This is a genomic window from Campylobacter sp. BCW_6468 (assembly GCF_001762865.1).
Taxonomy (GTDB): domain Bacteria; phylum Campylobacterota; class Campylobacteria; order Campylobacterales; family Campylobacteraceae; genus Campylobacter_D; species Campylobacter_D jejuni.
Genome location: NZ_MJXQ01000039.1, coordinates 144,906 through 162,038 on the forward strand (window position 1 = coordinate 144,906; position 17,133 = coordinate 162,038).

17 protein-coding genes and 2 pseudogenes are annotated in these 17,133 nt (G+C 29.7%); 8 read left to right on the forward strand and 11 right to left on the reverse strand.

Translation table 11 applies throughout. From position 1 onward, the window contains the following. Positions 1-3: 3 nt before the first annotated feature. Complete coding sequence (gene rho, locus AJ889_RS06375) at positions 4-1,302, reverse strand: transcription termination factor Rho (RefSeq protein WP_002852852.1); 1,299 nt, start codon at positions 1,300-1,302, stop codon at positions 4-6. Between the two features lie 108 nt (positions 1,303-1,410). Here rho and AJ889_RS06380 point away from each other — a divergent pair, with 108 nt between their 5' ends. Beyond that, positions 1,411-3,768, forward strand: coding sequence for a heavy metal translocating P-type ATPase (locus AJ889_RS06380; protein ID WP_002859256.1), 2,358 nt, complete (start codon positions 1,411-1,413; stop codon positions 3,766-3,768). Next, the gene (ccoS, locus tag AJ889_RS06385) at positions 3,765-3,971 is read left to right on the forward strand and encodes a cbb3-type cytochrome oxidase assembly protein CcoS (protein ID WP_002852798.1); all 207 of its coding nucleotides are present in this window, start codon (positions 3,765-3,767) and stop codon (positions 3,969-3,971) included. Before AJ889_RS06380 ends, ccoS begins: the two co-directional genes overlap by 4 nt. A 22-nt stretch (positions 3,972-3,993) precedes the next feature. Here ccoS and AJ889_RS06390 read toward each other — a convergent pair whose 3' ends face one another. Continuing rightward, entirely contained in the window at positions 3,994-4,296 is a 303-nt protein-coding gene (locus AJ889_RS06390) for a cytochrome c (protein WP_002852762.1), read from the reverse strand. 80 nt (positions 4,297-4,376) lie between these two features. Between AJ889_RS06390 and gmhB the strand changes: the two are divergent. The 4 genes and pseudogenes from gmhB to gmhA all read left to right on the forward strand — a co-directional run bounded on the left by gmhB (position 4,377) and on the right by gmhA (position 7,827). Next, a pseudogene (gene gmhB / locus AJ889_RS06395) lies at positions 4,377-4,938 on the forward strand (D-glycero-alpha-D-manno-heptose-1,7-bisphosphate 7-phosphatase). Next, a complete protein-coding gene (gene rfaD, locus AJ889_RS06400; RefSeq protein WP_032585172.1) occupies positions 4,939-5,892 on the forward strand; it encodes an ADP-glyceromanno-heptose 6-epimerase in 954 nt (317 codons plus the stop codon). Then, entirely contained in the window at positions 5,885-7,270 is a 1,386-nt protein-coding gene (rfaE1, locus tag AJ889_RS06405) for a D-glycero-beta-D-manno-heptose-7-phosphate kinase (RefSeq protein ID WP_002935344.1), read from the forward strand. The genes rfaD and rfaE1 overlap by 8 nt, the downstream gene beginning before the upstream one ends. Further along, on the forward strand, positions 7,267-7,827 hold the full coding sequence (gene gmhA / locus AJ889_RS06410) for a D-sedoheptulose 7-phosphate isomerase (protein ID WP_070293312.1): 561 nt from the start codon (positions 7,267-7,269) through the stop codon (positions 7,825-7,827). Before rfaE1 ends, gmhA begins: the two co-directional genes overlap by 4 nt. Here gmhA and waaF read toward each other — a convergent pair. Further along, entirely contained in the window at positions 7,808-8,767 is a 960-nt protein-coding gene (gene waaF, locus AJ889_RS06415) for a lipopolysaccharide heptosyltransferase II (protein ID WP_069360625.1), read from the reverse strand. The genes gmhA and waaF overlap by 20 nt on opposite strands. A gap of 58 nt (positions 8,768-8,825) precedes the next feature. Here waaF and AJ889_RS06420 point away from each other — a divergent pair, with 58 nt between their 5' ends. Further along, positions 8,826-9,638, forward strand: coding sequence for a glycosyltransferase family 2 protein (locus AJ889_RS06420; RefSeq protein WP_002918295.1), 813 nt, complete (start codon positions 8,826-8,828; stop codon positions 9,636-9,638). Positions 9,639-9,696: 58 nt separating this feature from the next. Here the strand turns inward: AJ889_RS06420 and AJ889_RS06425 are convergent, their stop codons facing one another. From AJ889_RS06425 to AJ889_RS06450, 7 genes and pseudogenes are all read right to left on the reverse strand, one after another. Beyond that, positions 9,697-10,329 (reverse strand): CatB-related O-acetyltransferase, encoded by a 633-nt coding sequence (locus AJ889_RS06425; protein ID WP_042635876.1) that lies wholly within the window; start codon positions 10,327-10,329, stop codon positions 9,697-9,699. 123 nt (positions 10,330-10,452) lie between these two features. Continuing rightward, positions 10,453-11,118 carry a cytidylyltransferase domain-containing protein gene (locus AJ889_RS06430; RefSeq protein WP_002935341.1) on the reverse strand — a complete coding sequence of 222 codons (666 nt, stop codon included), beginning with the start codon at positions 11,116-11,118 and terminating at the stop codon, positions 10,453-10,455. Continuing rightward, positions 11,115-11,447 carry a hypothetical protein gene (locus AJ889_RS09450; RefSeq protein WP_087707738.1) on the reverse strand — a complete coding sequence of 111 codons (333 nt, stop codon included), beginning with the start codon at positions 11,445-11,447 and terminating at the stop codon, positions 11,115-11,117. The genes AJ889_RS06430 and AJ889_RS09450 overlap by 4 nt, the downstream gene beginning before the upstream one ends. A gap of 73 nt (positions 11,448-11,520) precedes the next feature. Next, positions 11,521-12,063: pseudogene (locus AJ889_RS06435) on the reverse strand (beta-1,4-N-acetylgalactosaminyltransferase); the annotation flags it as partial. After that, positions 12,056-13,180, reverse strand: a complete 1,125-nt coding sequence (gene neuC / locus AJ889_RS06440) for a UDP-N-acetylglucosamine 2-epimerase (RefSeq protein ID WP_002868604.1) — start codon at positions 13,178-13,180, stop codon at positions 12,056-12,058. The pseudogene AJ889_RS06435 and the gene neuC, both read right to left, overlap by 8 nt. Next, positions 13,177-14,217: an N-acetylneuraminate synthase gene (neuB, locus tag AJ889_RS06445; RefSeq protein ID WP_032585995.1), complete on the reverse strand. Its 1,041-nt coding sequence runs from the start codon at positions 14,215-14,217 to the stop codon at positions 13,177-13,179. The genes neuC and neuB overlap by 4 nt, the downstream gene beginning before the upstream one ends. After that, positions 14,218-15,096, reverse strand: a complete 879-nt coding sequence (locus tag AJ889_RS06450) for an alpha-2,3-sialyltransferase (RefSeq protein WP_070293314.1) — start codon at positions 15,094-15,096, stop codon at positions 14,218-14,220. Between the two features lie 88 nt (positions 15,097-15,184). Here AJ889_RS06450 and AJ889_RS06455 point away from each other — a divergent pair, with 88 nt between their 5' ends. Then, positions 15,185-16,078 (forward strand): glycosyltransferase family 2 protein, encoded by an 894-nt coding sequence (locus tag AJ889_RS06455; RefSeq protein WP_002859246.1) that lies wholly within the window; start codon positions 15,185-15,187, stop codon positions 16,076-16,078. On the opposite strand, the gene AJ889_RS06460 is transcribed toward AJ889_RS06455, so the two are convergent. Further along, entirely contained in the window at positions 16,050-17,117 is a 1,068-nt protein-coding gene (locus AJ889_RS06460; RefSeq protein ID WP_002868608.1) for a beta-1,4-N-acetylgalactosaminyltransferase, read from the reverse strand. The two genes, AJ889_RS06455 and AJ889_RS06460, sit on opposite strands and share 29 nt — an antisense overlap. Positions 17,118-17,133: the final 16 nt, after the last annotated feature.

Sequence of the window (17,133 nt, forward strand, 5' to 3'; positions counted from 1 at the left end):
TTTCTACTCGTTCATTATAGATAAAAGTTCTACATTGTCTTTGGTTTTAAGCATTTTAGAATATAAAAATTTCAACGCTTCAACATCATCCATTTGAGAAATCGCTGAACGGATTGCCCAAATTTTTTGAAGATTTGCTACGCCTTGGAGCAATTCTTCTTTTCTTGTTCCTGATTTGATGATATTAATCGCAGGATAAATTCTTCTATCGGCGATATTTCTATCAAGAACTATTTCGCTATTTCCTGTGCCTTTAAATTCTTCAAAAATCACATCATCCATTCTTGAACCTGTATCAATTAAAGCTGTAGCAACTATGGTTAAAGAGCCTCCATTTTCTATATTTCTAGCTGCACCAAAGAAGCGTTTTGGCTTGTGTAGGGCATTAGCATCCACTCCGCCGCTTAGGACTTTTCCACTGCTTGGAGTTGCGGTGTTATAAGCACGTGCCAGTCTTGTGATACTATCAAGTAAGATGATAACATCTTTGCCTGTTTCTACCATTCTTTTGGCTTTTTCTATCACGAGTTCGGCTACACGCACATGATTATAAGCAGGTAAATCAAAAGTAGAACTAAAAACTTCGCCTTTTACACATCTTTGCATATCGGTAACTTCTTCAGGCCTTTCATCGACTAAAAGTACGATTAAATGCATTTCTGGGTGGTTTTTTGCAATAGCAGTAGCAAGTTCTTTCATAAGCTCTGTTTTACCTGTGCGTGGTGGAGCAACGATAAGCCCGCGTTGTCCTTTTCCTATAGGAGTAAAAAGATCCAAAACACGACCTGTAAGCTTCATTGCATCGTATTCGAGTTTGATTTTTTCTGTTGGAAAAATAGGGGTTAAGTTATCAAACAAAGGTCTTTCTTTGGCTTCTTGCAAAGGCAGATAATTGATCGCTTCGATTTTTAAAAGAGCGTAGTATTTTTCTTGATCTTTTGGTTCTCTAACTTGTCCTGTAACGATATCGCCTACACGCAGAGCAAATTTTTTAATTTGTGAATTTGAAACATAAGCGTCATTAACACTATCGCTAAGATTAGAGTCCATACCTCTTAAAAAGCCATAACCTTCGGAAGAAATTTCTAAAATCCCTGTAAAAAGTATAAAACCGCCTTTTTTTGTTTGTGCTTTTAAAATTTCAAAAATAAGTTCTTGGCGGCGAAATTCTCTTGGGTTTTCGATTTCACATTCATTAGCGATTTTAACTAGATTTTCTAAATCTAATAATTTTAATTCTTCGATTTTATAACCTTCCACTGGAACGTGGGTTCTTTGATGTTGTTTTTTTTCTTTTTCCATAAGTCCTCGTAAGATTTAGCAGAATAATTTTTGTAAAATGTGATTTTAATAAAAAAATGCACTTTTTGTCAAATTTGTTTATAATTATAAAAAATATTTTTTTAAAGAATGATTATGAAATGTGAACATTGCAAACTTGATTATAAACAAGCCCAAATGATAGAGTATAAGGGTAAATTTTTTTGTTGTAAAGGTTGTGAGAGCGTTTGGGAAATTTTGCATGAAAGTGGATTAGATGAGTTTTATGAAAAGCTTGGAAATCAAACTTTAAGCCCTGTAAATTTTCAAAATGAAATGAAAAATTATGATGAGTTTATCGCTAAAACCAAAGAAGGATTTAGTGAAATTTATCTCATGATACACGGTATAGAATGTGCAGCTTGTGTGTGGCTTAATGAGAAAATTTTAACCAAACAAGAAGGAATTTTAGAACTTGATATTAATCATTTAAACCATAAAGCACGCATTGTTTTTGATGAGCAAAGCATTTCTTTGGTGCAAATTTTAAGACTTATTGAAAGCATAGGCTATAAAGCGAGTGCTTATGATGCGAGCAAGGCTTCAAAAAAAGCGGATTTACTAAAAAGGGAATTTTATTCTAAGCTTGTTGTGGCTATAGCTTGTGTGATGAATATCATGTGGATAGCAGTGGCAAAATACGCAGGATTTTTTAGCGGTATGGATAAGGACACTAAGGATATTTTAAATTTTGCTGAATTTATCCTTTGTTCTCCTGTGCTTTTTTATACGGGATCTCATTTTTATAAAAGTGCTTTTAAAACTTTAAAAATGAATAGTTTAAATATGGATGTATTGGTGATTAGTGGAGCGAGTTTGGCTTATGTTTATTCTTTATGGGCCATGTTTTTTAGGGTAGGGGAGGTGTATTTTGACTCTGTGGCGATGATAATTTGCTTTGTTTTTATAGGTAAATATCTTGAGATGTTTAGCAAAAAGCGTGCTTTAGATACTATAGATGGGCTTAATGATTTTTTGCAAAATGAAGTTTTAGTTTTCAATGGTAAAGAATTTGTCTCTAAAGAAGTGCAAAAGGTTTGTTTGGGGGATAGAATTTTGCTTAAAACTGGAGATAAAATTTTAATCGATGGGATTTGTAAAAGTGGTGAAATGAGCGTGGATACTTCTTCTTTAAATGGAGAAAATACCCCAAAACTCATACAAAAAGAAGATGAAATTTTTTCAGCTTGTATAGTGCTTGATGGAAGTGTGGAGTATGAAGCAACAAAGCTTTACAAAGATTCAAAACTCAGTCAAATTATCCAGCTTTTAGAACTTGCAAGCTCTAAAAAAGCAAAACTTGAAAGTTTGGTTAATAGTCTTTTGGCTTATTTTTCTAGAACGGTTTTATTGATTGCTTTTATTTGTTTTGCTTTTTGGTTTTTTTATAAGGAAGAGAGTTTTGAAATTTCTTTAGTTAATGCGATTGCAGTTTTGATTATCGCTTGTCCTTGTGCTTTGGCTTTAGCAACGCCCGTGAGTAATCTTGTAGCTTTAGGTAGAGCTTTGAAAAAACATATTTTGTTTAAAAGTTCTAGCGTGATAGAGGATTTAAGCAAATGTGATTGTGTGGTGTTTGATAAAACGGGTATTTTAACCAAAATAGAGCTTGAACTTAAAGAGGTTTTTCTAGATAAAGCGCTTGATTTAAATGAGCTTTATAATTTTGTAAAACTTTCTAAACATCCTATATCTCAAAATATTGCGTCGTATTTAAAGCAAAAAGGAGCTAAGGATTTAAATTTGGATTTTAAAAAGCATTCGAGTATTCAAGCTAAAGGTTTAAGTGCTGAGTTAAATGAAGAGTTGCTTTTAGGCGGAAGTTCTAAATTTTTGCAAGAAAAGGGTATTGTGGCTAAAGAATTTGATAATACGCATTTTATTTTTGCCAAGGAAGGTAAAATTTTAGCTTTTTTTGAGTTTGATAGTGTTTTAAGAGAAGGTGCAAAAGAGCTTATCGCTTATCTTAAAAAAGAAAAGAAAGAATTAATGATACTCAGTGGCGATCATCAAAAAGCAGTGGAAAAAATCGCTAAAAAGTTAGAAATTCAAAATTATCAAGCTTCTTGTTTGCCTGAAGATAAGATGAAAACTATAGAAAATTTAAGTAAAAATTACAAAGTTTTATTTGTAGGTGATGGGGTAAATGATGCACTAGCTTTAAAATACGCAAGTGTTTCAATGACTTTAAGAGAAGGAAGTGATCTAGCTATAGAAAGTAGTGATGTTTTGCTTTTGAAAAATGACTTGCTTTCTTTAAAAAAAGCCATCAAATTATCTAAAAACACCTTTAAAATTATCAAGCAAAATCTTGCTTTTTCTTTGTTTTATAATGCTTGCACCATACCTTTGGCTTTTTTGGGTATGATAAATCCTTTATTTGCTGCTATTTCTATGTCTTTTAGTAGTATAATAGTCGTTTTAAATGCTTTAAGGATTAAAGAATGAATAGTATAATCATGATGATGATAGGAGTTTCTATCTTAGCGTTTTTTATCATTTTGGCAACTTTGCTTTGGGGGATTAAAAATAAGCAATTTGATGATGATTATAAATTTACTACTTTAAATGATGATGAGGATTCTTTGCGTGATGCTATAGAATTAGAAAGACGTAAAAAAGAAGCTTTGGATAAAAAAAGGCTTTCTTAAAAAGGAAAGCCTTTTTTAGAAATTATTTTAAAGTCTCAATATGAGCTTCGATAGCTTTAAAATCTTCTTCAGTTAAACCTTTAAGGTTAAGTTTCATGATCGCACCTTGACCATAAGCATTTCTTTTACCTTCTGAATATTCTTTCATGTATTGAAGTCTTTCAGCAGAAGAAAGAGTTTTTAAGGCTGGAACTTTGTTTAAGTAAACTTTGTCAGCATTTGCACCATGGCATACTGCGCATTTTTTAAAAAGTGTAGCACCATCTGCAGCAAAAGCAGAAACACCAAGACATGCCAAAGCAGAAACTACTAATAATTTTTTCATTTGATTTCTCCTCAGTAAAAATTAGATTGCCAGATATTATATATCTTTATTTTTATAAAAATCTTAAGAAAATAAAGATAATGTTTATTTTCTTTTCAAAAAAGCTATATTATAATGTTTTTTATGAAAACAAAAGCATTATTTTTAGATAGAGACGGTGTGATTAATATAGATAAAAAATATGTCTATAAAATAGAAGATTTTGAATTTTGTGATGGAATTTTTGAACTTTGTAGATATTTTTTAGCTAAAAAATATTTGCTTTTTATAGCGACAAATCAATCAGGCATTGCAAGAGGATATTATAAGGAAAGTGATTTTTTTAAGCTTTGTGATTATATGCTTAAAGAATTTACTAAACAAGGTATAAAAATTGATAAAATTTATCATTGTCCGCATTTAGAAGGTTGTGAATGTCGCAAACCTAAAGCAGGAATGCTTTTAAAAGCAAAAGATGAGTTTAATTTAGATATGAAAAATTCTATTTTTATCGGAGATAATCTAAGCGATATGCAAGCAGGGTTAAATGCTAATATTGGCACTTTGGTTTTAGTAAATGAAGAAAAAAAAGAAGGCGATTTTTTTAGACAATTTAAAAATTTAAAAGAAATTTTGAGTTTTTTTAAAGAAAAGGACATTTAAATGAGAGTAGCAATCACAGGTGGTGCAGGATTTATAGGTTCGCAACTGGCTTTAAATTTGCAAGAAAAACATGAAATTTTAATCATTGATAAAATGCGTAGCAGTGCGACTTTTGAAAATGGAAATTTACAAAGTTTTGGACATTTTAAAAATTTACTTGAATTTGATGGAGAACTTTTTGCAGGCGATATTAACGATGAAAAAGTTTTAAAAAAGATTGAAGATTTTAAGCCAGAGATTATTTTTCATCAAGCAGCAATTTCAGACACTACGGTTTTTGATCAAACTAAGGTTTTACAAACCAATTTAAATACTTTTAAAGATTTTATAGAACTTAGCATAGATCTTAATGCAAAGCTTATTTATGCAAGTTCAGCTTCGGTTTATGGTGATGCAAAAAGTCCACAAACTATAGGTAAAGATGAAGAACCAAAAAATCCTTATGCTTTTTCAAAATTGATGATGGATAAGTTAGCGAAAAAATATTACGATAAAGCTCATTTGGTAGGACTTAGATATTTTAATGTTTATGGAAAAGGCGAATTTTATAAAAACAAAACCGCTTCTATGGTTTTGCAATTTGGCCATCAAATTTTAGCAGGAAAAAATCCACGATTGTTTGAAGGAAGTGATCAAATTTATAGAGATTTTACTTATATTAAAGATGTTATTAGTGCTAATTTAATCGCCCTTGATTCAAAATGTGGGGTTTATAATGTAGGCAGTGGTAAAGCAAGAACCTTTCAAGATATAGTTGATATTTTGCAAAAAGAGTTAAAGACTGATTTGCCTTGTGAATATATCCCAAATCCTTATGTAAAATCTTATCAATTCCATACTGAAGCAAAACTAGATCAAACTTGGGATTATCAGCCAAAATTTAGTCTTGAAGAGGGGATTAAAGATTATTTAGATGAGATAAAAAGACTTTTTGAAAAGGAAGTAAATGCTTGAGTTTTTAAGCCAGCAAAAACCTAAAATTTTAATTATAGGGGATTTTATGGTGGATAATTACACTTGGTGTGATTGTTCGCGTATCAGTCCTGAAGCCCCTGTTTTGGTAGCTAAAACTCTTAAGGAAGATAAAAGATTAGGCGGGGCTGCGAATGTTTATGCAAATTTAAAAAGTTTAGGAGCTGATGTTTTTGCACTTGGTATTGTGGGTGATGATAAGAGTGGGAAATTTTTACAAGAAAATTTAAAAGGAGGATTTTTGATCCAAAAAGGACGCAAAACCCCTTTTAAAAATCGCATTATGGCACACAATCAGCAGGTTTTAAGACTAGATGAAGAAGATACAAGTGAGATTTTGCTTGAAAATGAGCTTATTACTTTGTTTGATGAAAAGATTAAAGATTTTAAAGCTGTGGTTTTAAGCGATTATGCTAAGGGTATTTTAACGCCTAAGGTTTGTAAGGCTGTGATAAAAAAGGCTAAGGCTTTAAATATCCCTGTTTTAGTTGATCCTAAAGGGAGTGATTTTAGTAAATATAGCGGTGCAACCTTGCTCACGCCTAATAAAAAAGAAGCTTTAGAAGCTTTGAAATTTGAAAATTTAGAGGGTGAAAATTTAGAAAAAGGGATTAAAAAATTAAAAGAAGATTTTTCTTTACGTTATTCTATTATCACTCTTTCAGAAGCGGGGATTGCGCTTTTTAATGAGGGTTTAAAAATCGCACCTGCTAAAGCCTTAGAAGTTTATGATGTAACAGGAGCGGGCGATAGTGTGATTGCCGTTTTGGCTTTTTGTTTGGCAAATGGGATTGAAATTTTTAAAGCTTGCGAACTTGCCAATGAAGCTGCAGCCGTTGTGGTAAGTAAAATAGGTAGTGTGAGTGTGAGTTTTGATGAGATTAGAAGTTTTAAAAGTATGAGTTTTGAGAAAAAGATCAAAAGCAAAGAAGAGCTTTTAACGCTTTTAAAACAAAATGATAAAAAGATTGTTTTTACAAATGGTTGTTTTGATATCGTGCATTTTGGACATATAAAATATCTTGAGAAAGCTAAAAGATTGGGCGATATTTTGATTGTAGGTTTGAACTCAGATGCGAGTGTGAAAAGACTCAAAGGTGAGAGTCGTCCTGTAAATTCAGAGTTTCAAAGAGCTTGTATGTTGGCAGCTTTTTATTTTGTAGATTTTGTAGTGATTTTTGATGAAGACACACCTTTAGAACTTATAAGCTTTTTAAAGCCTGATATTTTGGTTAAAGGAGCTGATTATAAAGATAAGCTTGTTGTAGGTTCAAATTTGATTTCAAGAGTTGAATTAATCGATTTTGAAGAAGGATTTAGTACGAGTAAGATTATAGAAAAGATTAAGGATAAAAAATGATAAATTTAGTAAAAAAAGAATGGCAAGAACATCAAAAAATCGTTCAAGAAAGTGAAATTTTAAAAGGACAAATCGCTAAAATAGGCGAGCTTTTATGTGAATGTCTTAAAAAAGGTGGTAAAATTTTAATTTGCGGAAATGGTGGAAGTGCAGCTGATGCACAGCATTTTGCAGCTGAACTTAGTGGGCGTTATAAAAAAGAACGCAAGGCTTTAGCAGGTATAGCACTTACAACCGATATTTCAGCGCTTAGTGCTATAGGAAATGACTATGGTTTTGAGTTTGTTTTTTCAAGACAAGTGGAGGCTTTAGGAAATGAAAATGATGTTTTAATCGGCATTTCAACCAGTGGAAAAAGTCCCAATGTTTTAGAAGCTTTTAAAAAAGCAAAAGAACTTAATATGCTTTGTTTAGGGCTTAGTGGAAAGGGCGGTGGAATGATGAATAAGCTTTGTGATCATAATCTTGTTGTGCCAAGCGATGATACGGCTAGAATTCAAGAAATGCACATTTTAATCATACACACACTTTGTCAGATCATAGATGAGAGTTTTTAAGTAAATTTCTAGCCTCTTCTATAACCCTTTGAGGCTTTAAATCTTTCATGCATTTGTGGTGTTTTAAAGGGCAGGTTTTTTGCATACAAGGCATACAAGCTAGATCTAAATGCACTAATTTTGCGTTTTGATTTTGCCAAGGTGAAGTTTGGGTAAATTTTGTGGAGCCAAAAATAGCCACGGTTTTTACCTTATAAACCGCACTTATGTGCATAGGTCCACTGTCATTTGTGATGAAAAGATCGCAAAAAGCGATATTTTGACAAAGGGTTTTGATGGTGGTTTTATTGCAAAGATTTTTTACTTTTATGTTTTGTTCTTTTAAAATTTGATAAATTTCATTACAAAGTTCTTGTTCGGCTTTTCCTGCGCCAAAGATTAAAATTTCATGACTTTGGCTGAAATTTAAAGCCACTTTAGCAAAATAACTCGCATCCCATCTTTTTGCACTTCCAAAGCTTGCACCAGGGTTGAGTCCTAGAATTTTTTTACCATTTTTTAAGACAAGAGGGTTTTGAAATTTTAGCTTAAAGGGAAGCTTTAAGTCTTTAAAATGAGCTTTTATACTAAGTGCGTTTTCTATAAAATAAAGGTATTTTAAAACTTGATGTTCTTCTTTGTGCTTGTTTTTGTCAAAAAAATATCTTTGTTTTGTTTTAAGAATATGCAAGATAATCTTAGAAGAAAACGCAGATCTAAAAGTAAAGCTAAGATCGATTTTATCAAGTTCTTTACGTAAAGATAGGGCTTGTTTATAGCGAGATTGTTTATTTTCTATGATGATTTTAGAATTAGGAAATTCTTTAAAAAGTGCTGTGGAAACCAAAGAGCCATAAAGGATAAATTGGGCATTTTTAAAATGTTCTTTTATAGCGTATAAAGCAGGTGAAGCCATCACTGCATCGCCCAGCCAAGTGGGAAGATGTATAAAAATTTTCATAAATTTCCTAAACTTTGATAGAATTGTTTTTATTATTTTAACAAAATTTAGGAAAAATATGCCACAACTTTCGATCATAATCCCGCTTTTTAATTCTTGTGATTTTATTTCAAGGGCTTTACAAAGTTGTATAAATCAGACTTTAAAAGATATTGAAATTTTGATTATCGATGATAAAAGTAAAGATAATAGTTTAAATATAGTTTTAGAATTTGCTAAAAAAGATCCAAGAATAAAAATCTTTCAAAATGAAGAAAATTTAGGCACTTTTGCAAGTAGAAATATAGGAGTTTTGCATTCTAGTTCTGATTTTATAATGTTTTTAGATAGTGATGATTTTTTGACACCTGGTGCTTGTGAAATAGCGTTTAAAGAGATGAAAAAAGGTTTTGATTTGCTTTGTTTTGATGCCTTTGTACATAGGGTAAAAACCAAACAATTTTATCGTTTTAAACAAGATGAAGTTTTGAATCAAAAGGAATTTTTAGAATTCTTAAGCAAGCAAAGGCATTTTTGCTGGTCGGTTTGGGCGAAGTGCTTTAAAAAAGATATCATCTTAAAAAGTTTTGAAAAAATTAAAATAGATGAGCGTTTGAGTTACGGCGAAGATGTGCTTTTTTGTTATATTTATTTTATGTTTTGTGAGAAAATAGCCGTTTTTAAAATTTGCATTTATCATTATGAATTTAATCCAAATGGAAGATATGAAAACAAAAATAAAGAAATTTTAAATCAAAATTATAGAGATAAAAAGAAAAGCAATGAACTTATAAAAAAGCTTTCTTTAGACTTTGAAAATGATACCTTTCATCAAAAATTATTTGAGGTTTTAAAGAGAGAGGAAGTAGGGGTGAAAAATAGATTAAAATAGATTAAAAATTTTTTTTGATTTTAGTTCTAAAATATCTCTAAAATAAAGTTTATTTGGATTATAGTAGGAAATTGATTTTTTTTATGATTTTTTCTTCTAGTAGGTCAAGATATTGGTTTATTTTTAAATTAAGATCAATATCATAAAAATCAGCAAAATGATATCTCCACCATTGAAATTTTAATAATCTTTCTATTGTTTTTTCATCAAATCTATATTTGATAATTTTGGCTGGAATTCCTGCAACTATAGCATAAGGTAGTACATCTTTAGTAAGTACAGCTCTTTGTCTTATGACACATCCAGTCCCAAGTGTGATACCCTGTTTAAGCAAAACATCTTTTCCTATCCAAACATCATCTTGTATAATTAAATGCGTTATTGATGAGCTTGGATTATGGTTAACTATAGGAAATGTTTTGTTGATGTGATTTTGGCAAGCGTCGTTAATAAAACTATGATTTGTTTCATAGGTAAAACTTGCAGTGCTGATTCTATCCATAGAATGTTGAAAGTTAAACATAGAAACCCCATCGGAAATTGAACAATACCTTCCAACTTTTGTATAATGAGGTAGAAAAGATCTGCTAAAAGAAAATGAACCCATTTCATGCAAGATATTGCTAAATTTAAAAGCATAATATTCTTCTATCCCCAGCCCAGCCACACTCTCTAGTTGATTGTTTTCCAATGGAATGGTTATAAAATCTTTGGTTTTTAGTCTTGAAAATCTTCTAGGATTTTCTATGTAAGTTTTTTGTATAAATATTATATTGCTTTAATAAATTTAATATATTTTTATTGCATTTTAAGGTTATTTTTTCCATATCTGTTCAGCCTTTTTTAAATCCTCTAAACAGTCAATATCTAAACTTGAGCTTTCATCCATTAAAAAATGCTTAGTTTTGCTTTGTAAAAAGCTAGGATTGTTTAAAAATTCTTTTATCTTTAAAATATAAATTGCACCATTGCTCATATAAGTTTTAGGCAATTTTTGCCTTGGTATAAAAGGATATTCATCATTACAAATCCCTGCTAAATCGCCACAATCATTGCAAACAAAGGCTTTTAGAATTTTATTATCACATTCGCTTACGCTAATTAGGGCATTTGCATTGCTATTTTTATAAAGATTAAAAGCCTCATCAATATGAATATTTGTTCTTAGCGGCGAAGTGGGTTGTAAAAAAACTACATCTTCATAATCTTTGTAAAATTTTAGAGCATGTAAAAGCACTTTATCGCTTGTAGTATTATCTCGTGCAAGGCTAATTGGGCGTTTTAAAATATCAACATTTTGGCTTTTTGCATAATTTAAAATTTCATCACTATCACTGCTTACAACGACTTTACTAATGCTTTTAGCATTTAGTGCAGCTTTAATGGTGTAGTAAATTAAAGGTTTATTGTTTAATAAAACCAAATTTTTATTTTTAATACCCTTTGAGCCACCACGAGCAGGGATTATTGCTAAGCTCATTTTATCTCTCCTTGAAATTTCTTTAATATTTGCTCGATTACAGGGCGTTTTAGCATGGCAAAGTCTATTTTTTTAGCCTCTTTGCTCTTACGATGAAAGGCCTGAAATTCTTCTAAACTCAAGATATCTAAATATTGTTGGTAATCGTTTCGGCGGTATTTTAAGGCAGGAAAATGCCACTGAAGTAGGGGAGCTTGTAGTATTTTCACTCCTTGAGATAAGACTTGTTGCTCGGAGTAGAGTTCTTTTATAAGTCCCTTAGGATCTATCCATTGGCTTTTTTTTGAAACCCTTTTTTCTATAAAGCTACTATTTCTTCTTTTAATCAAGAGTTGATCCCCCCCCCCCTATGAATCCATAATTTCCACTATTTTGCACATAAATATTTCCATTTAAGATTATAAAATTAATTCTTGGGTAGCATAAGGCTTTATTTTCTTGATCAATCCTATAAAAACTCTTATAAAGCTTCTTGGCATCGTAGTAATGATCCACATCGATTTTTATAAACCACTCATCTAAGGGTATAAAAGATGCTGCCCAATTGTAATAAGAGTAAAGTTTATTTTCTTCATTTTTAGGATTTTCTAGATCTACTTTATAAGGATATTTTTTAGCAATGAAGTTGGGATATTGCTTGCAAAATTCTAAAATAAGCTCTTCACTCCCATCATCACAGTCGTTGTAAGCTATAATTCCTCTTTGTAAAGCAGGTAGTATACTTTCTAAAGAAACTCTTAGGGTTAAAGCTTCATTTTTAACCCTGATAAATCCCCAAGGATTAAGGGGTGATTTCACATCCTTAGCCTTTTCATCAAGGTCAAAAAAGCCCTTATGTTTTTTTCCATAGATGTTTTTATTTTCCTTAATGAAATGCTCATTATCTAAAACCAATTTTTTAGAAATCGAGTATCTTTTATATAAAGAAATGATTTTTTTAAGCATGTTTTATATCCTTAAAAACTTTTTGTGTGCTGAGTTTAAAAAATTCTCCGCTTAATAAATATTCAAAAAATAATTTTGAGCTATCTAAAATCTCTAACTTAGCGCTAAATAAATCTTGTTTTTTATGAATGGTGTTAATAGCTTTTAGTATTTCATCACTATTTGCATTAACTTTTAGTGTATTTTCATTGCCAAGTCTTCCATTTTGTCTTGAGCCAACTAAAATCCCTGCTGTTTTTAAGTATAAGGCCTCTTTTAAAATACAACTTGAATTACCTATTATAAAATCAGCATTTTTTAACAAAGTTATAAAATACTCAAATCTAAGCGATGGAAAAAGCTTAAATCTAGGGTTATTTTTAAGTTCTTCATAGCTTTGCAAGATTAATTCAAAACCTAAATCATTATTTGGATAAATAACAATATAATTTTTGTTACTTTGTATCAGTGCTTTTACTAAATTATCTGCTTGATTTTTAATGCTTGTAATTTCAGTTGTAACAGGATGAAACATAAGCAAAGCGTAGTTTTCATAATTTATATCATAATATTTTTTTGCTTCATTAAGTGAAATTTTATTATCGTTTAAAAGTTCTAAATCAGGCGAACCTATGATAAAAATAGATTTTTCATCTTCTCCAAGCTGCATTAAACGCCTTTTTGCAAACTCATCATTTACTAAATGAATATGTGCTAGTTTTGATATAGCGTGGCGTAAGCTATCATCAATAGTTCCTGAAATCTCTCCGCCTTCAATATGCGCTACTAAGATATTATTTAATGCTCCAACAATAGCTGCTGCTAAAGGCTCAATTCTATCTCCATGTACTACGATTAAATCAGGTTTTAGCTCATTTACATACCTTGAAAATCCATCAATTGTAGTAGCTAAAGCCTTATCAGTTTGATAATATTTATCATAATTTATAAATTCATAAATATTTTTAAAGCCATTTTTATAAAGCTCTTTAACTGTATAGCCAAAATTTTTGCTTAAGTGCATTCCTGTTGCAAAGATGTAAAGTTCAAATTCGCTTGAGTTTTGCACCCTGTACATTAAAGATTTAATCTTAGAATAATCAGCCCTAGTACCTGTTATAAAAAGGATTTTTTTCACGCAAAATCCTCATAGCTTAACTGAGTATCATTTTCTATATCTCTTAATGCTTTTTTGCCTAAAATATTTTCAAATTCAGACGCACTAATTCCACCAAGTCCAGGTCTTTTAACCCAGATATTGTCCATAGATAAAACTTCGCCTTTTTTAATATCTTTAATGCTAACTACGCTTGCAAAGGCAAAATCAATTGTAACTTGTTCTTGCTTAGCTGCTTTTTTGCTTTCATTATTTCCTCTCATTATAGCCATTTGCTCACTTTGTATAATAAGCTCTTTTAAAGCCTGTGTATCCATAGAACAAACTATATCAGGGCCACTTCTATGCATACTATCAGTAAAATGTCTTTCAAGTACGCAAGCTCCAAGTGCAACTGCACCTAAACACGCAAGATTATCTGTTGTGTGGTCGCTTAAGCCTACCATACAAGAAAATTCTTTTTTTAATTCAAGCATAGCGTTTAATCTTACAAGATTATGCGGGGTTGGGTAAAGATTGGTCGTGTGCATTAAAACAAAGGGAATTTCATTGTCTAATAAGATTTTTACAGTTGGTTTTATACTTTCAATACTATTCATTCCTGTGCTAACTATCATAGGCTTTTTAAAGGCTGCTATGTGTTTAATAAGCGGATAATTATTACACTCACCTGAACCGATCTTAAAAGCACTAACTCCCATATCTTCTAAGCGGTTTGCACCTGCACGAGAAAAAGGTGTGCTAAGATAAACAAGACCTAATTTTTCTGTGTATTCTTTAAGTGCTAGCTCATCTTTATAATCCAAAGCGCATTTTTGCATAATCTCATAAATGCTTATTTTTGCATTACCAGGAATTACTTTTTTAGCGGCCTTACTCATCTCATCTTCAACGATGTGGGTTTGATGCTTTATAATCTTAGCACCTGCGCTAAAGGCTGCATCTACCATAATTTTAGCTAGTTCTAAACTGCCATTGTGATTAATGCCTATTTCAGGTACGACTAAGGGTGCTTTTTCTTCACTTATGATTATATTTTGTATTTTTATTTCTTTCATTTATTTTCCTTTGAAATAATGCTTTATATCACTAGGTAATTTTAATAAATCTTGTAAAATCTTAAAATAAATATTTTCTTTAAGTTTAGGTTTATTTGGAAGATTAAAATTTTTTGAGAAATTATTATAAGCTTCTTTGGACGGTATGAGTATATCTTTAATATAGTTGTTTTTTTCTTGTATGATAAAATTTGAATTTAAATTTGGTGCTAGTTGTATAAAATTTGCTAAAAGACTGTTAGGACATAAACAATATAGTTTTATTTTGTAAGTTTTTTCTAGAAATTCTAAAGCTTTTAGGTCTGTATTTTTGCTGTGTCCGATATAGTGTGAGCGATCATTTTTAAAATCAGGGGCTAGTTTTAAAAGATTTTCTTTTTTGGTATCAAAAGCATACCCCCCCCCATTATCATAAAAATCAATCCCTGTAAGATAAATTTCTTTGTATCCTAGAGCTATAGCTACTGCACACATATAGACTCCTGAGGTAATTCTTTGATTAAAATAAATTTCGTGAAATTTAAAATAAGCATTAAATTCTTTAAGTTGTTTAAAAAAATCATATCCCAAACGAGCATCAGGAAAATAATCATAAAAGTTTTTTAAAAAATTTTCATTTTCTATATGAGCTAGATTAAAATTAGAACACATGATTAATTCTGTCTCGTATTCTTGATTTTGGATTAAATGTTTTAAAGTGTAGTATTGCTCAAAAAAGAGGATGGTGTTGTAAAATACTGCTTTGCATTTTTTACCAAGATAGTATTTATCTTCAAAATAAAATTGATTGCATCTAAATACATCAAAATCATTTGGCAGTCTTGAATAATCAATTTCTTTTAAGCTTGGCCCATTTCCAGCAATAATAACTTTTTTCATAATTATTTTCCATCAAGATTTATTTTTAATGATTTTATCAAAATGGGTTTTATGTTATAATTAAATTATAATAAAGTAAGGAATAAACATGTCTAAAATTTCAATCATCTTACCAACTTATAATGTGGAACAATATATAGCAAGGGCAATAGAAAGTTGTATCAATCAGACTTTTAAAAATATAGAAATAATTGTAGTTGATGATTGTGGAAGTGATAAAAGTATAGATATAGCTAAAGAATATGCCAAAAAAGATGATAGAATAAAAATCATACATAATGAAGAAAATTTAAAACTTTTAAGAGCTAGATATGAAGGTGTAAAAGTAGCAAACTCTCCTTATATAATGTTTTTAGATCCTGATGATTATTTAGAACTTAATGCTTGTGAAGAATGTATGAAAATTTTAAAAAACAATGAAATAGATTTATTATTTTTTAATGCATTTGTATTGGAAAATAATAATAAAATAGAAAGAAAGTTGAATTTTCAAGAAAAATGTTATGCAAAAAAAGATTTTTTAAAAGAACTATTAAAAACTAAAAATTTATTTTGGACAGTGTGGGCAAAAGTTATAAAAAAAGAATTATATCTCAAGGCTGTTGGTTTAATATCGCTAGAAAATGCTAAAATAAATATGGCTGAAGATGTTTTATTATACTACCCTTTGATAAATATTTCAAATACTATATTTCACTTGAGTAAAAATTTATACAATTATCAAATAAATAATTTCTCTATAACCAAAACATTAACATTGCAAAATATAAAAACAAATATACAAGAACAAGATAATGTTCTATATCTTCTAAAGAAGATGCAATATAATTACAATTTTAACTTAACTTTGCTTAAATTAATTGAGTATTTTTTATTAATTGAAAAATACTCATTATCAAGCAAGCGAAATGTTCTTTGTTTTAAAATCAATATTTTTTTTAAAAAAATCCAATTTAAATTTTATCGCTTGTTGAAGATGTAAGCTTTTTGTACACTTTTTTTAATGTTTTGTATTCTAGCATTTTAAAATCTATTTGATTTTTTAATTTTTCTTTATAATTTTTAATAAAATCATCTAAGCTAACCCAATTTAACTGCTTATAATCATTTTTTCTATAATTTTTTATAAATGGAAAATGATAATTATTAAGTTCTGTAGTAAAATAAATTCTATTTCTAACTTTTAAAATTTCATATGATTTTGCATTCTCTATATTATTTTTTGCAGTATTCCACTTAAATGTATCATCTTCAATAAGTATTTCTTTCCAAAATAAGTTAGTGTTTTGTATTGCTAAACAATCTCCAGGAGCTTTTAAAATCTCCCCCTCCTTATTCTGATAAACATAAAATTTTTCTTCATTAAATATAAAATCTATCCTAGAGTAACTAATTACATGATAATTTTTTCTAGGTATATAAAAACTCTTATATAATTTTTTTGCATCATAATAATGATCCACATCTATTTTTATAAGCCATTCATCTTTTGGTATAAAACTTGCAACATAATTATAATAGCTATAGAGTTTATTTTCTTCTGATTTTGGGTTTTGAATTTGAATTTCATAAGGATATTTTATTGGTATAAATGAAGGATATTGTTTGCAAAATTCTAGAATTATTTCTTCACTTCCATCGGTACAATCATTATATCCTATAACACCTCTTTGGATAGCAGGCAATATACTTTCAAGAGAAGCTTTTAAGGTAATAGCTTCATTTTTTACTCGTATAAAAGCCCAAGGATTCAAAGGAGATTTTGGATCTTTAGATTTTTCATCATAATTAAAATATCCTTTATGCTCCTCACCTATAATAGCTTTATTAAGTTTAATTAAATCTTCATTGTTGTATTTATTAATTTGCGCAAGAGTTTTTTTTGGTAGATAAGAATCGATTTTATCTCGTTGTATGTTTTTTAGTAAAAATGTTTTTTTTATTTTATGTCTAATTTTTCTAAAAGGGATGAATAAGCAAATTATTTTCACAAAGTATGAAAGTATGTATTGAAATAGCATATTAAAATATTTTCTC

What these genes read in the sequence shown, in the direction of transcription:
- rho (WP_002852852.1), bottom strand. Translation starts at nt 1,302, where the DNA reads ATGGAAAAAGAAAAAAAACAACATCAAAGAACCCACGTTCCAGTGGAA.
- AJ889_RS06380 (WP_002859256.1), top strand. Translation starts at nt 1,411, where the DNA reads ATGATTATGAAATGTGAACATTGCAAACTTGATTATAAACAAGCCCAA.
- ccoS (WP_002852798.1), top strand. Translation starts at nt 3,765, where the DNA reads ATGAATAGTATAATCATGATGATGATAGGAGTTTCTATCTTAGCGTTT.
- AJ889_RS06390 (WP_002852762.1), bottom strand. Translation starts at nt 4,296, where the DNA reads ATGAAAAAATTATTAGTAGTTTCTGCTTTGGCATGTCTTGGTGTTTCT.
- rfaD (WP_032585172.1), top strand. Translation starts at nt 4,939, where the DNA reads ATGAGAGTAGCAATCACAGGTGGTGCAGGATTTATAGGTTCGCAACTG.
- rfaE1 (WP_002935344.1), top strand. Translation starts at nt 5,885, where the DNA reads ATGCTTGAGTTTTTAAGCCAGCAAAAACCTAAAATTTTAATTATAGGG.
- gmhA (WP_070293312.1), top strand. Translation starts at nt 7,267, where the DNA reads ATGATAAATTTAGTAAAAAAAGAATGGCAAGAACATCAAAAAATCGTT.
- waaF (WP_069360625.1), bottom strand. Translation starts at nt 8,767, where the DNA reads ATGAAAATTTTTATACATCTTCCCACTTGGCTGGGCGATGCAGTGATG.
- AJ889_RS06420 (WP_002918295.1), top strand. Translation starts at nt 8,826, where the DNA reads ATGCCACAACTTTCGATCATAATCCCGCTTTTTAATTCTTGTGATTTT.
- AJ889_RS06430 (WP_002935341.1), bottom strand. Translation starts at nt 11,118, where the DNA reads ATGAGCTTAGCAATAATCCCTGCTCGTGGTGGCTCAAAGGGTATTAAA.
- neuB (WP_032585995.1), bottom strand. Translation starts at nt 14,217, where the DNA reads ATGAAAGAAATAAAAATACAAAATATAATCATAAGTGAAGAAAAAGCA.
- AJ889_RS06450 (WP_070293314.1), bottom strand. Translation starts at nt 15,096, where the DNA reads ATGAAAAAAGTTATTATTGCTGGAAATGGGCCAAGCTTAAAAGAAATT.
- AJ889_RS06455 (WP_002859246.1), top strand. Translation starts at nt 15,185, where the DNA reads ATGTCTAAAATTTCAATCATCTTACCAACTTATAATGTGGAACAATAT.
- AJ889_RS06460 (WP_002868608.1), bottom strand. Translation starts at nt 17,117, where the DNA reads ATGCTATTTCAATACATACTTTCATACTTTGTGAAAATAATTTGCTTA.